The sequence below is a fragment of the Nonomuraea polychroma genome (assembly GCF_004011505.1).
GTDB classification, from domain to species: Bacteria; Actinomycetota; Actinomycetes; order Streptosporangiales; family Streptosporangiaceae; genus Nonomuraea; species Nonomuraea polychroma.
In genome coordinates this window covers 1,143,674-1,156,855 of the sequence record NZ_SAUN01000001.1, presented here as the reverse complement: position 1 = coordinate 1,156,855, position 13,182 = coordinate 1,143,674, and the positions used below count along the sequence as shown (strand labels likewise).

Annotated in this window: 11 protein-coding genes; 8 read left to right on the top strand and 3 right to left on the bottom strand. The window is 72.0% G+C overall.

What is annotated here, in order from left to right; all coding sequences use genetic code 11:
- Nucleotides 1-74: 74 nt before the first annotated feature.
- From boxB to EDD27_RS05110, 3 genes are read right to left on the bottom strand one after another with little or no spacing between them, the layout of a single operon-like run.
- The gene (boxB, locus tag EDD27_RS05120) at nucleotides 75-1,553 is read right to left on the bottom strand and encodes a benzoyl-CoA 2,3-epoxidase subunit BoxB (RefSeq protein WP_127931318.1); all 1,479 of its coding nucleotides are present in this window, start codon (nucleotides 1,551-1,553) and stop codon (nucleotides 75-77) included.
- Nucleotides 1,550-3,124 carry a phenylacetic acid degradation bifunctional protein PaaZ gene (gene paaZ, locus EDD27_RS05115; protein ID WP_127931317.1) on the bottom strand — a complete coding sequence of 525 codons (1,575 nt, stop codon included), beginning with the start codon at nucleotides 3,122-3,124 and terminating at the stop codon, nucleotides 1,550-1,552. The genes boxB and paaZ overlap by 4 nt, the downstream gene beginning before the upstream one ends.
- Nucleotides 3,121-3,978, bottom strand: coding sequence for a 3-hydroxyacyl-CoA dehydrogenase family protein (locus EDD27_RS05110; protein ID WP_127931316.1), 858 nt, complete (start codon nucleotides 3,976-3,978; stop codon nucleotides 3,121-3,123). Before EDD27_RS05110 ends, paaZ begins: the two co-directional genes overlap by 4 nt.
- Before the next feature lie 294 nt (nucleotides 3,979-4,272).
- Here EDD27_RS05110 and EDD27_RS05105 point away from each other — a divergent pair, with 294 nt between their 5' ends.
- The 8 genes from EDD27_RS05105 to EDD27_RS05070 all read left to right on the top strand — a co-directional run bounded on the left by EDD27_RS05105 (nucleotide 4,273) and on the right by EDD27_RS05070 (nucleotide 13,101).
- Nucleotides 4,273-5,466 (top strand): ABC transporter substrate-binding protein, encoded by a 1,194-nt coding sequence (locus EDD27_RS05105; protein ID WP_127931315.1) that lies wholly within the window; start codon nucleotides 4,273-4,275, stop codon nucleotides 5,464-5,466.
- On the top strand, nucleotides 5,463-6,335 hold the full coding sequence (locus EDD27_RS05100; RefSeq protein ID WP_127931314.1) for a branched-chain amino acid ABC transporter permease: 873 nt from the start codon (nucleotides 5,463-5,465) through the stop codon (nucleotides 6,333-6,335). The genes EDD27_RS05105 and EDD27_RS05100 overlap by 4 nt, the downstream gene beginning before the upstream one ends.
- A gap of 14 nt (nucleotides 6,336-6,349) precedes the next feature.
- Complete coding sequence (locus EDD27_RS05095) at nucleotides 6,350-7,324, top strand: branched-chain amino acid ABC transporter permease (protein WP_127931313.1); 975 nt, start codon at nucleotides 6,350-6,352, stop codon at nucleotides 7,322-7,324.
- Nucleotides 7,321-8,094, top strand: coding sequence for an ABC transporter ATP-binding protein (locus EDD27_RS05090; protein ID WP_127931312.1), 774 nt, complete (start codon nucleotides 7,321-7,323; stop codon nucleotides 8,092-8,094). The genes EDD27_RS05095 and EDD27_RS05090 overlap by 4 nt, the downstream gene beginning before the upstream one ends.
- A complete protein-coding gene (locus EDD27_RS05085; protein ID WP_206641255.1) occupies nucleotides 8,094-8,798 on the top strand; it encodes an ABC transporter ATP-binding protein in 705 nt (234 codons plus the stop codon). The genes EDD27_RS05090 and EDD27_RS05085 overlap by 1 nt, the downstream gene beginning before the upstream one ends.
- Before the next feature lie 32 nt (nucleotides 8,799-8,830).
- Nucleotides 8,831-10,483, top strand: a complete 1,653-nt coding sequence (locus tag EDD27_RS05080) for a sigma-54-dependent Fis family transcriptional regulator (protein WP_206641254.1) — start codon at nucleotides 8,831-8,833, stop codon at nucleotides 10,481-10,483.
- Between the two features lie 66 nt (nucleotides 10,484-10,549).
- Nucleotides 10,550-11,656 carry an NAD(P)-dependent alcohol dehydrogenase gene (locus tag EDD27_RS05075; protein WP_127931311.1) on the top strand — a complete coding sequence of 369 codons (1,107 nt, stop codon included), beginning with the start codon at nucleotides 10,550-10,552 and terminating at the stop codon, nucleotides 11,654-11,656.
- The gene (locus tag EDD27_RS05070; RefSeq protein ID WP_127931310.1) at nucleotides 11,656-13,101 is read left to right on the top strand and encodes an aldehyde dehydrogenase; all 1,446 of its coding nucleotides are present in this window, start codon (nucleotides 11,656-11,658) and stop codon (nucleotides 13,099-13,101) included. The genes EDD27_RS05075 and EDD27_RS05070 overlap by 1 nt, the downstream gene beginning before the upstream one ends.
- Nucleotides 13,102-13,182 lie beyond the last annotated feature (81 nt).

The window sequence follows — 13,182 nt, the reverse complement described above, 5'->3', positions numbered from 1 at the left end:
GCCCGTTCCTGACCGCCGCCGGTTCCTGACCGCCGCCCATCCTGACCGCCGCCCGCTCCTGGACGAGGCCGTTCCTAGAGGAGCCCCTCGTCGGCCAGGTGCACGTAGTCGAACTCGACCGGCTGGTCGTTGATGCCGGTCTTCGGCGGGGCGATCCAGCCGGCGAACTTGCCGTACTCGTACTCGGGGACCATCAGGCTGGCCACCTTCTCGCGGTCTTCGGGCGTGGGCAGCCACTCGTCGGCGCGGGCCTGCCAGGAGGCCTCGTCGACGACCTCGCCCTGCGGGGTGAGGTGGTGTCCGGCGTACACGCCGACCTTGCGGTTGAAGCCCTCGTGCGGCAGGTAGAGCCGTTCGCTGAGGCCGGCGTCCTCCAGCGCCTGGTTCCAGCGGCGTATGCCGTTGGCGCAGTCGGCGACGTACTCGTCGCGCAGGTCGAGGTTGAGCGCGCTGAGCATCGGCACCGTCTTCGTCTTGATCTGGCCGTCCTCGACGTAACGCAGCTCGCGGGTGGCGTCCAGCAGCACGTGGTCGTCCTTGCGCCGGGTCTCCATCCACCTGCCCTTCAGGCCGGAGCTGTAGTAGTTGCCGGCATTGGTGGACTGCTCCGAGCCGAACAGGTCCATCGACACCGAGAACTGGAAGTTCAGGTACTTCTGGATGATGTCCAGGGGGATGCCGCCGTGCGGGTGGATGTCGGCCGTCTCGTGCTCCTTCATGAGCTCGGCGGTGCGCTCCAGGACCCGCTGCACGCCGGTGGTGCCCACGAACATGTGGTGGGCCTCCTCCTTCAGCATGAACTCGCAGGTACGCGCGAGCGGGTCGAACGCCGACTCCTTCAACGTGCCGAGCTGATACTTGCCGTCCCGGTCGGTGAAGTAGGTGAACATGAAGAACTGCAGCCAGTCCGTGGTCTCCTCGTTGAACGCGCCGAGGATGCGCGGCGCGTCGAGGTCGCCCGAGTTGCGCTTGAGCAGCTGCTCGGCCTCCTCGCGCCCCTCCCTGCCGAAGTAGGCGTGCAGGAGGTAGACCATCGCCCACAGGTGGCGGCCCTCCTCCACGTTGACCTGGAAGAGGTTGCGCAGGTCGTAGATGCTGGGCGCGGTGTGGCCGAGGACGCGTTGCTGCTCGACGGAGGCGGGCTCGGTGTCGCCCTGCACGACGATCAGGCGCATCAGGTCGGCCCTGTGCTCGCCGGGCACCTCCTGCCAGGCCGGCTCGCCCTTGTGCTTGCCGAAGTTGACCTTGCGGTCGGGGTCCCGCTCGGCCAGGAAGATGCCCCAGCGGTATTCGTCCATGGGGACGTGGTCGAAGTGCGCCCACCCGTCGCGGCCCACCGCCACGGCGGTGCGCAGGTAGACGTCCTTGGTCGGCAGGGCCGGGCCGAGCTGCTTCCACCAGTCGAGGAACTTCGGCTGCCAGCCTTCGAGCGCGCGCTGCAGGCGGCGGTCACCGGCCAGGTTGACGTTGTTGGGGATGCGCTCGCTGTAGTCGACCCGGCTGAGGGGGCCGCTGGGCGAGGGGGCGGCGCCGGTGCGGGAGTCGGTGCTCATCGCTGCTCTCCTGTCTGCATGTCTCTGTTGACGATCGCGTCGAGAATCTCTGGGCCGCCCTGGAGTGCGGTGCGCTGGAGGTGGGCGTGCACGGCACGCAGCCCGCCCTCCTCCTCGCCGCCGCCGGCGCGGCCCGGCCCGCCGTGGACGAGCTGCGGCATGGGCGTGCCGTGCCCGGTGGACTCCCCCGCGCTGTCGCGGTCGAGCACCAGGAGGCGGCCGTGGTGGGCGGCCGCGCCGAGCACGACCTGCCGCACGAAGTCGGTGTCGTGGGAGACCACCGAGCCGGCCAGGGACCCCTCGCCGCGGGCGATCAGCTCGTGCAACTCGGGGATGCCGCGGTAGGGCATGAGCGTGCTCACCGGTCCGAACGCCTCCACCTCGTGCGGCTCGGGACGGTCCACGTCGTCGGCGCGTAGCAGCAGCGGCGACAGGAACGCGCCGCGTTCGGCGTCGGCGCCGACGACCTCGACCTTGTGCGGGTCGCCGTACACGATGGATCCGGCCTCGCGAGCTCCGGTGAGCCGGGCGACGGCGGCGCGTACGTCGTCGCGCTGCGCGAGGCCGACGAGAGCGCCCATCGTCACGCCTTCGGCGCCGGGCGCGCCCACGACGACCCGCGCCAGCCTGGCCTCGACCGCCTCGGACACCGCGTCCATGAGGTGGGCGGGCACGAACGCGCGCCGGATGGCGGTGCACTTCTGCCCGGCCTTGACCGTCATCTCGGTGACAAGGGCATCGGCGAACAGGTCGAACTCCGGCTCCCCCGGCACGGCGTCCGGGCCGAGGACCGAGCAGTTGAGCGAATCGGCCTCGGCGTTGAAGCGTGCCGAGCGGCGCGTGACGGCCGGGTCGGCCCGCAGCCTGGCAGCCGTGGCCGCCGACCCGGTGAACCCGATGTGGTCCTGACCGCCGAGCAGGTCGAGCAGGCCGGGGACGCCTCCCGCGACGAGCTGGATCGCGCCGGGCGGCAACGTGCCGGCGATGATGCGCACGGCCTGGGCGGCGATGTACGCGGTCGGGGTGGCCGGCTTGACGATCGTCGGCAGCCCGGCGAGCAGCGCGGGGGCGAGCTTCTCCAGCATGCCCCACACCGGGAAGTTGAAGGCGTTGATCTGCAGGGAGATCCCGCGTGGCGTGGTGAGGACGTGCCGGCCCGCGAACGTGCCGCCCTTGCCGAGCGGGATCGGGTCGTCCTCGACGATCAGCGTGTGATCGGGCAGGCCCTTGCGGGCGAGGCTCGCGTAGACCAGGGCCGTGCCGATGCCGCCGTCCACGTCGACCGCGGCGTCCCGTCGGGTGGCGCCGGCTCGCGCCGACAGGTCGTACAGCTCCTGCTTGCGTTCCTGCAGCGCCAGCGCGGCGGCCTTGAGGGCGGCGGCCCGCTGCGGGAAGGTCAGCTCGCCGAGCGATGCCAGGCCGGTGCGCCGTGCGTACGCCACCGCGGCGGCCAGGTCGAGCCCTTCGCTGGTGACCCGGGTGACGATCTCGCCGGTGACCGCGTCGGCGACCGGCGTGCCTTTGCCGGCGCCGGTGCGCCAGGAGCCTTCGAGATAACTCGGCAACGTCATGCGTCACTCCAGTCGTAGAAGCCCTTGCCGGTCTTGCGTCCGAGACGGCCCTGCTCGACGAGCCGGACGAGCAGGTCCGGCGGGGCGAAGCGGGGGCCCAGCTCACGTTCGAGGTAGCGGGCGATGCCCAGCCGGACGTCCAGGCCGACGAGGTCGGTGAGGCGCAGTGGTCCGATCGGGTGGCCGTAGCCGAGCGTCATCGCGGCGTCGATGTCCTCGGCCGTGGCGACGCCGGACTCGACCATGCGGATCGCCTCCAGGCCGAGGATGACGCCCAGCCTGCTGCTGGCGAAGCCGGGCGAGTCGCGGACGACCACGGCGGTCTTGCCGATCTCCTCCACCCACGCCACGGCGCGGTCCCGCAGGGCCGGTTCGGTGGCGGAGGCGATCACCACCTCGACGAGCCTGCTCGCCGGGACGGGGTTGAAGAAGTGCAGCCCGAGGAAACGTCCGGGCCGGGCGAGCGCCTCGGCGAGGGTGCCGAGCGAGATGCTGCTGGTGTTGGAGGCGATGACCGCCTCCGGCTCGACCGCGTCCTCGACGGCGCGGAGTGTGACGAGCTTGAGATCGAGGTCCTCGGGCACCGCCTCGATCACCAGCCCGCATCCGGCCAGGCCGGCGGGGCCGGTGACCGGGTGCAGGCGGGTCATCGGCTCGTCGGCGTCCTCGATCAGGCCACGCTCGGCGCTGGCCCGGACGGCGCGGGCCACCCGGTCGCGGGCGGCGGTCGCGGCCTTCTCGTCGCGCTCCACCAGTGTGATCTCACAACCGGCCAGCAGGAGGGCGTGGGCGATGCCGGCGCCCATGCGCCCGCCGCCTACCACGCCGCACCGGTCCGGCAACGTCCGGGTCATCGCAATCCTCCGCTCACATCCCAAACTTGCCACACTTTCATCGCGTTGCGAAAGACATATGTAGCAGATTGTGTTGACGCAACGCCGGGCCACACCAGCGTGACCTGCATCGACACGCTAAGCCAGATTCAACTGGGAGCCGAGAGGAACCACCGGGACGATCCACACATGACGTCTCGCAGCTCAACGAGGTATCGATTTGTTACAGACTCTTGACGCCACAACACCCATCTGTGGATTCTGTGCCCACCGTGTCAGCGCACTGACGCCGACGTCATCCCCCGGGAGCCGCACATGGGTGTTCTCTCCACTGTTTTCCATACGCTACGACCCGGCACCGCCGTCGTCCTGCTCGCGCTGTCGGGTTGTGCGGGTTCGAGCCTGACCCAGTCCGGCGGCGAGTCGACCGCGGGACCCGTGAAGATAGGTTTGCTGGTTCCGCTGTCGGGGGTCTACGCCCCGCTCGGCGAGGACATGCGCAATGGATTCCAGTTCTACCTTGACCAGCACAGCGGCAAGCTGGGCGGGCGCACCGTCGAGGTCGTGGCCGCCGACGAGGGCGAAGGGCCGCAGACCGGCGTGCCCGCCGCGCAGAAGCTGGTGACCCAGGATCAGGCCACCGCGGTCGTCGGGGTGGTCAACTCCGCCACCGCGCTCGGCCTGCGGGACTTCTTCCACGAGTCCAAGAAGCTGCTGCTGATCGCCAACGCCGGCGCCAACGACATCACCGGCGCGAGCAAGTCCGACTACGTCTGGCGTACGAGCTTCTCCAACGGCAAGGTCGCGGCCGCGCTCGGCCCCGAGGTGGCCAAGGAGGCCGACGGCGGCGTGTACCTCATCGCCGCCGACTACGCCGCGGGCAAGGAGATGATCGCCGGGTTCCGCAAGACGTTCGAGGCGGCCGGCGGCAAGGTCGCCGGCGAGAAGTACACACCGTTCGGCAAGACCCAGGACTTCCAGCCGTTCCTGTCGGCGATCCGCGGCTCCGGCGCCAAGGCCGTCTACAGCTTCTACGCGGGTGCCGAGGCGGTCAACTTCGTCAAGCAGTACCGGCAGTTCGGGCTGGCCGACAAGACGCCCCTGTACGCCACGGGCTTCCTCACCGAGGGCGGCGTGCTCGACGCGCAGGGCGAGGCAGCGGTCGGCGTGAAGACCTCCCTGCACTACTCCACCGAGCTGGACACCCCGCGCAACAAGGAGTTCGTGGCCGCCTACCGCAAGGCCTACAACGAAGCGCCCACGGTGTACGCGGTGCAGGCCTACGACGCCGCGGCCGTGCTCGACAAGGCCCTCGCGAACGCGCCCACCGGGAGCGGCGACGAGCTGGTCAAGGCGCTGGGCTCGGTCGGCCCCGTCGACAGCCCCCGTGGCCAGTGGAGCTTCGACGCCAACCACGACCCCCAGCAGACGTACTACCTGCGCGAGGTCAAATCCAGCGGCGGCGCCGTCGTCAACGCGGTCGCCGGACCGCTCAGCGGGGCCCCATGACCGGGCACCTGGTCAGCGTGCTCAACGGGCTGGCGATGGGCTCGCTGCTGTTCGCGATCGCGCTCGGGTTGTCCCTGGTGTTCGGCATGATGGACGTGCTCAACCTGGCGCACGGCGCGGTCTACCTGGTCGGCGCCTACGTCGCGGTGGCGCTGGTCGCCGACGGCGCCGGCCTGGGGGCCTTCGTCCTGGCGGTGCTGCTCGCCGCCGGGTTGGGGGCCCTGCTGGGCGGCGTGCTCGCGGGCCTGACCAGGGCCACGCCGCACCATCTCGACCAGGCCCTGCTCACGCTCGGCGTCTCCCTCGTGGTCGCCGAGCTGTTGTCGATCTTCTTCGGCAACGACGTGCACTCCATCGCCGCGCCCGCCCCCGTCGCGGGGAGCGTCGTCGTGTTCGGCGAGACCTACCCGGTCTACCGGCTGCTGGTGATCGGGTTCGGGGTGGTGCTGGCGGTCGCCGTCTACGTCCTGGTCGAGCGGAGCGTCCTCGGCTCGGTGATCCGCGCGACGGTCGCCGACCGCAGCATGGTGTCGGCGCTCGGCATCAACACCGGACGGGTATTGGTGGGGGTGTTCGCGGCAGGGGCCGCCCTGGCGGCGGTCGGCGGGGTGCTGGCCGGGCCGATCCTGGGCGCCCAGCCGGGGCTGGACGAGAAGGTGTTGCTGCTGGCGCTGGTCGTGGTGGTCATCGGCGGCCTCGGCTCGGTCCGCGGTGCGTTGCTCGGCGCCGTCCTCATCGGGCAGGTGCAGGCACTCGGCACCTCGTTGCTGCCGGAGTACGCCTCCTTCCTGATCTTCGCCGCGATGGGTCTGGTGCTCCTGCTGCGCCCGGCCGGTCTGCTGCCCACCGGCGGGGCGGTGCGCGCGTGAAGGTCACTACCACCATGGAACCGACGGAGACCGTGGCCCCCGAGGTGACCCGCTCCTCGCCGCGCAAGGCGGCGCTCGTCATCGCCGTCCTCGCGGTGCTGGTGGCGGCGCCGATGGTGCTCGGGGCCTACCCGGTGACCACGATGACGCGGATGCTGGCCTTCGCGGTGCTGGTGCTCAGCGTCGACCTGCTGACCGGGGTCGCGGGCCTGCCCACGCTCGGTCAGGCCGCCTACTTCGGCGTCGGCGCCTACACGGCCGTGCTCATCGGCCTCCACGTCACCTCGGACGCGATGGTGCAGGTGGTCGCCGGGCTCGCGGCCGGATTGATCGCCGCGGCCGCCACCGGGTGGGTCGCCGTACGGGCCCGGGGCATCGTCTTCCTCATGCTGACGCTGGCCATCGGCGAGTCGGTGCATCAGGTGGCCGACACCTGGTCGGCCGTGGGCGGCAGCAACGGCCTGGCGGGGATGCCGCCGATCAGCCTGTTCGGCGCTCCGCTGCTCGCCAGCGGGTTCGTCTACTGGTGGGTGCTGGCGGTGGCTGTCGTCCTCTTCGCGGGGGTGGCGCTGGTCGTCCGGTCCCCGTACGGCAGGACGCTGCGCGGCGTGCGCGACAACGAGGCCCGGATGCGGGCGCTCGGCTACCGTCCGGCGCTCGCCAGGTACGGCGTGTTCTGCCTGGCAGGAGCCGTCGCGGGAGCGGGCGGCGCGTTGTGGGTGGCGCAGGCGCGGTTCGTCTCACCCGGGGACCTGGGCTTCGAGGTCGCGGCGCTCGCCCTGCTCAGCGTCGTCATGGGCGGGGCCGGCAGCCTGTGGGGGCCGTGCCTGGGCGCGGCCATCGTGCTGCTGGTACGCGACAACCTGTCGGCCTCCATCGACGGGCACGGCCCGCTGGTGCTGGGCCTGCTGTTCGCCGCCGTCGTCTTCATCATGCCGCGCGGGCTGGCCGGCGCCGGAAAGGGCCGCAGAAAGGAGCGCCCGTCGTGACGCCTCTCCTGGAGCTGCGGGGCCTCACCCGCGCCTACGGCTCGCTCACCGCCGTGGATCAGGTGGACCTGGCGGTGTCGCCGGGCGAGCGGCACGCCCTCATCGGGCCGAACGGCGCAGGCAAGTCGACGTTGTTCGCGACCGTGGCGGGCACGTTGCCGGCCACCGGCGGGAGCGTGCTGTTCGACGGCCAGGACGTCACGGCCCTGCCCGAGTCCGAGCGGGCCCGGCGCGGGCTGCTGCGCACCTACCAGCATTCCAGCCTCTTCCTGGACTGCTCGGTGCTGGACAACGTCGCACTCGCCGTCCAGCGCGTCCACCGGGTGGCGCACCGCTTCGACCGGGCGGCGCGGCGCTTCCGGCGCACCGAGGCCGAGGCACGCCACCACCTGGAATCGGTCGGGCTGGCCGGGCGGGCCGGCGACCGGGCCTCCGCCCTGTCCCACGGCGAACGCCGTCAGCTCGAAGTGGCGATGGTGCTCGCCGCGCAGCCGTCTCTCGTCATGTTCGACGAGCCGACCGCGGGCATGTCCGCGGCCGAGACCGAACGCTTCGCGGCGCTGGTGGAGCGGCTGCCGGACGACCTGACCCTGCTCATCGTCGAGCACGACCTCGACGTGGTGTTCCGCCTCGCCGACCGGGTCACCGTCCTGCATCTCGGGCGGGTCCTGGCCACCGGCACCCCGCGGGAGATCCAGTCCGACGACGAGGTGCGGCGCGCCTATCTCGGCTCGGCCAGAGCCGACGAGCTTTTCACGGGAGGTCTCTGATGACGGACGTGCTGACCGTGCGCGACCTGCGGGCAGGCTATGCGGGCAGCACGGTGCTCGACGGCGTGGACTTCACCGTGCCCGCCGGCGGCGTCGTGGCGCTGCTGGGCCGCAACGGCGCCGGCAAGAGCACCTTCGTGCACACCGTCATGGGCATGCTCAAGCCGTACTCCGGCAGCATCCGCCTCGGCGACCGGGAGCTCGCCGGGGCGCCCGCGCACGTTGTCGCCCGCAGCGGCGTGGCGATCGTCCCCCAGGGCCGCCGCGTGTTCGCGCCGCTCACCGTGGCGGAGAACCTGCGCATCGCGTCCGTGCGCGGACGGGACGGCTGGACGCCGGAGCGGGTCTACGAGCTGATGCCGCGGCTCGCCGAGCGCCGCGGCAACCGCGGCGACCAGTTGTCCGGCGGCGAGCAGCAAATGCTGGCTATCGGCCGCGCGCTGCTGCGCAACCCCCGTCTGCTGCTGCTCGACGAGCCGTCCGACGGCCTCGCGCCCGCGGTCGTCGACCAGGTCGCCGAGTTGCTGGAGCAGCTGCGCGGCGAGGGCATCGCGGCCGTGCTCGTGGAGCAGGACCTGCACCTGGCCTTCCGCCTGGCGGACGAGGTGGCGGTCATGCAGAAGGGGCGCATCGTGCACCGGAGCCCGACCGCCGATTTCCGGGCGGACCGCGCCCGCGCCCATGCCCTCCTCGGCGTCGGCTGACCGACGTCCATCTGGCTTCACCGGAGGTCGCCGTGAGGATCAGTCCAAGCCTGCGTCCTGAGATCGCGCTGTCGTGGCGGCGCTGCGAGATGAGCGGTCTCGGACCGGGGGCGCCCGACCTCCGCATCGAGCCGGACGAGGTCGACCCGCGCAGCCGGCTCGTCGCCGCCGCCCAGCCGGTGCTGGAGCACCTGGCCGAACAGCTCGGCGACGCGGACTACTGCGTCATCCTCGCAGACCGGGAGTCCCGGCTGGTGGACGTGCCCATCGGAGCACGTACGCTCCGCGGCCGGCTGGAGGCGCTGGGCGTGGTGACCGGCGGGGTCTTCATGGAGGAGACCACCGGGACGAACTCGATCGCCACGGTGTACGAGCTACGCCACGGCCTCGCGGTGCACGGTGAGGAGCACTACCTGGAGCCGTTCAAACGGTTCAGCTGCTACGGCCATCCGATCAGGCATCCGGCGACCCGCAGGCTGGAAGGCGTGCTGGACATCACCTGCCTGGCCGAGAACGACTCCCCGCTGCTGGGCCCGTTCCTCGCCCGGGCGGCCAGCGACATCGAGGAGCGGCTGCTGCTCAGCGCGCGCCGGGCCCAGCAGCACATGCTCGCCGCCTTCCAGGCGGCCGCGGCCGGACGCACCCGCCCGGTGCTGGTGCTCGGCGAGGGCGTGGTGCTGGCGAACCCCGCGGCCGCGGAGCTCCTCGACCCGATCGACCACCTGCGGCTGCGCGAGCTGGCGGCCGACCTCGGGCGCCGGCACAGAAGCGAGGAGCGCGGGATCGAACTGTCGTCGGGACGTCACCTGCACGTACGGCTCCAGGCCATCGCCTCCACGGACGGAACCCTGTTCGAGTTCACCGATCCCGGCCACGCCCGGCCGGTCCTCGTCTCGCGGCCGCAGGCACCGGCGAGCACCTCGGTCTACATCGGCGGGGAGCCGGGGACGGGGCGGACGACCACGGCACGGTCGCTGGCCGGGGAGACCGCGATCCCCGGGTATACGAGCACGGCACGCCCGCCGGCCGGGACCGGGATCGCCACGTTCGACGCCTCGGAGGCCGCCGTCCGGGGCGAGGCCGCCTGGCTGGCCGACCTGGAGCGGAGCACCGGCCTTCTGCTCGTGGAAGACGCCCATGTGCTGCCCGATGCCTGCGCGGTCCGGCTGCGACGGCTCATCGAGCGAGCCGGGCGGCGGATCGTGCTGACCGGGGCGCCGTTCGCCGAGCTCGCCGGGGGCGCGGCCGCGCTCGCGGCCGAGTGCGCGTCCCGGGTCGAGCTGGCTGCACTGCGGGACCGTACCGGAGAATTGCCGGGGCTGGTGCGGGCCATGCTCGACGACCTCGGGGTGGGTGACCGGGTACGCTTCACGCCGGCCGCGCTGGCGGCCCTGGCCGCGCACCCGTGGCCGGGCAACCTGCGCGAGCTGCGCACGGTGCTCCGCGCGGTCGTGGCGCACCGCTCGGCCGGTGACGTGACACCGCGCGACCTGCCCGAGAGGTACCAGGTCAGCCCCCGGCTGCGGCGGATGACGCCGTTGGAGCGGGCCGAGCACGACGCCATCGCCGCCGCGCTGCGTGAGCACGACGGCAACAAGCTGCGTACCGCGCAGCAGCTCGGCATCAGCCGGACGACGCTCTACAACCGCATGCGCGCCCTGAAGATCACCGTGTCCAATAGTTGAACACCGCACCCGGCGCACGCCGTCTTATTTTTCCGGTGAGAAACCCACCGGCAAAGGAGTCGTAACGTGCGCATCACCGCGGCACTGACCGAGACCAAAGGCGCTCCCTTCGCCCTCACCCCACTCGAACTGGACGACCCGCGGCCGGGCGAGGTGGTCGTCCGGATGGTGAGTTCCGGCGTCTGCCACACCGACCTGATCGTCCGCGACCAGTGGTACCCGGTGCCCCTGCCCGCGGTGCTCGGCCACGAGGGCGCGGGCGTCGTGGAGGCCGTCGGCGACGGCGTCACCTACGTCGCTCCCGGCGACCACGTTGTGCTCACGTTCAACTCCTGTGGCGCGTGCCGCATGTGCGACCAGGGCCGTCCGGCGTACTGCGACCAGTTCTTCGCCTGCAACTTCGCGGGCTCACGCGCCGACGGCAGCACCCCGCTGCACCGGGAATCCGGCGGTGTGCACGGCGTCTTCTTCGGCCAGTCGGCGTTCGCGACCTACGCCCTGGCCACCGAGCGCAACGTCGTCAAGGTGGACCAGGACGCGCCGCTGGAGCTGCTCGGCCCGCTGGGGTGCGGCATCCAGACCGGCGCGGGCGGCGTGCTCAATTCGCTCAAGCCGCCGGCGGGCAGCAGCATCGCGGTCTTCGGCGCGGGCTCGGTCGGCATCAGCGCCGTCATGGCCGCCGTCGTCGCCGGCTGCACCACCATCGTCGCCATCGACCTGAACGACCAGCGACTGGAGCTGGCCGAGCAACTGGGCGCCACCCACGTGATCAACGCCGCCGCGGGCGACACGGTGCAGCGGCTGCGCGACCTCACCGGCGGCCTCGGCCTGGACTACACCGTGGAGACCACCGCGGTGCCCGCCGTGCTCCGGCAGGCCGCCGATGCGCTCAACCAGGGCGGCACCTGCGGCCTGATCGGCGCCGCGGCGCTCGGCACGGAGGTCTCGCTCGACATGTCCTCACTGCTGTTCGGCCGCAGCGTACGCGGCATCGTCGAGGGCGACAGCGTGCCGCGCCTGTTCATCCCCAAGCTCGTCGACCTGCACCGGCAGGGCCGGTTCCCGTTCGACAAGCTGATCAAGACGTACGCCTTCGAGGACATCAACCAGGCGGTGGAGGACTCCGAGAAGGGCACCACCCTCAAGCCCGTCCTGACCTTTGGAGCGCGCTGATGAACCTTCGCTACGACACCTTCTTCATCGGCGGCACCTGGGTCCGCCCCGCCACGGACCGCGTGATCATCCCGGTCAACGCCAGCACCGAAGAGCAGCTCGGCCAGGTGCCCGAGGGCGCCGAGGCCGACATCGACGCGGCGGTCGCCGCCGCCCGCCAGGCCTTCGACGACCCGTCCGGGTGGTCGAGCTGGGAGCCGGCCCGGCGCGCCGACGTCATGGACCGTCTGGCCGACGCCATCGACCGGCGGGCCGACGGCTTCGTCGAACGGGTCAGCGCCCAGAACGGCATGCCGGTCGCGGTCGCCCGCCAGCTGGAGACCGGCTACCCCAGCGCCGTGCTGCGGTACTACGCCGGACTGGCCCGCGCGGCCGAGTTCACCGAGACCAGGGCCGGGCTGTTCGGCGGCTCGATCCAGGTGCGGCGGGTGCCGGTCGGGGTGGTGGCGGCGATCGTGCCGTGGAACTTCCCGCAGGCCTTGTCCATGTTCAAGATCGCCCCCGCGATGGCGACCGGGTGCACCCTCGTCATCAAGCCCTCGCCGGAGACCGTGCTCGACGCCTACCTGCTGGCCGAGGCCATGGAGGAGGCCGGCGTGCCCGCCGGGGTCGTCAACATCGTGCCGGGCGGACGCGAGGTCGGGGCGTATCTGGTCGCCCACCCGCAAGTGGACAAGGTGGCCTTCACCGGCTCCACCGCGGCCGGGCGCACCATCGCGGAGACGTGCGGGCGGCTGCTGCGGCCGGTCACCCTGGAGCTCGGCGGCAAGTCAGCGGCGATCGTGCTCGACGACGCCGACCTGGACCTGGCGAAGATCGGCGAAGGGCTGTTCGGGTCCACGCTGCTCAACAACGGTCAGACGTGCTTCCTCGGGACGCGGGTCCTGGCGCCGCGCAGCCGGTACGCCGAGGTCGTCGACGCCTTCACGGCCCTGGCCGGCTCGCTGACCGTGGGCGACGCCGGTGATGCCACGACCCAGATCGGGCCGATGGCCACCGCCCGGCAGCGCGACCGGGTCGAGTCGTACATCGCCAAGGGGCGCGGCGAGGGGGCCCGGATCACGGTGGGCGGCGGGCGTCCCGCCGGGCTGGAACGGGGCTGGTTCGTGCAGCCGACCGTCTTCGCCGACGTCGACAACGGCTCCGTCATCGCCCAGGAGGAGATCTTCGGGCCCGTCCTGTCCCTCATCCCGTACGACGACGTCGACCACGCCGTCCGCATCGCCAACGACTCCGACTTCGGCCTCGGCGGCACGGTGTGGACCAGCGACCCCGAACGCGGCGCCGCCGTCGCCCACCGGGTCCGTACCGGCACCATCGGGGTCAACCGCTACATCCCCGACCCCGCCGCCCCCTTCGGGGGTGTCAAGGCCAGCGGCCTCGGCCGCGAGCTGGGACCGGAGGGGCTGGCCGGCTACCAGCAGACGCAGACCGTCTACGTGTGACGGCCCGCGCGGCCGCCCGCCTGCTCGCCGGCGGGCGGCCTCGAGCCACCCGCCGGCACGGCCGGCCATGGCACGCGGACC

Bases quoted from the DNA above. Each gene is read 5' to 3' on its own strand.
- boxB (WP_127931318.1), bottom strand. From the start codon at position 1,553: ATGAGCACCGACTCCCGCACCGGCGCCGCCCCCTCGCCCAGCGGCCCC.
- paaZ (WP_127931317.1), bottom strand. From the start codon at position 3,124: ATGACGTTGCCGAGTTATCTCGAAGGCTCCTGGCGCACCGGCGCCGGC.
- EDD27_RS05110 (WP_127931316.1), bottom strand. From the start codon at position 3,978: ATGACCCGGACGTTGCCGGACCGGTGCGGCGTGGTAGGCGGCGGGCGC.
- EDD27_RS05105 (WP_127931315.1), top strand. From the start codon at position 4,273: ATGGGTGTTCTCTCCACTGTTTTCCATACGCTACGACCCGGCACCGCC.
- EDD27_RS05100 (WP_127931314.1), top strand. From the start codon at position 5,463: ATGACCGGGCACCTGGTCAGCGTGCTCAACGGGCTGGCGATGGGCTCG.
- EDD27_RS05095 (WP_127931313.1), top strand. From the start codon at position 6,350: ATGGAACCGACGGAGACCGTGGCCCCCGAGGTGACCCGCTCCTCGCCG.
- EDD27_RS05085 (WP_206641255.1), top strand. From the start codon at position 8,094: ATGACGGACGTGCTGACCGTGCGCGACCTGCGGGCAGGCTATGCGGGC.
- EDD27_RS05070 (WP_127931310.1), top strand. From the start codon at position 11,656: ATGAACCTTCGCTACGACACCTTCTTCATCGGCGGCACCTGGGTCCGC.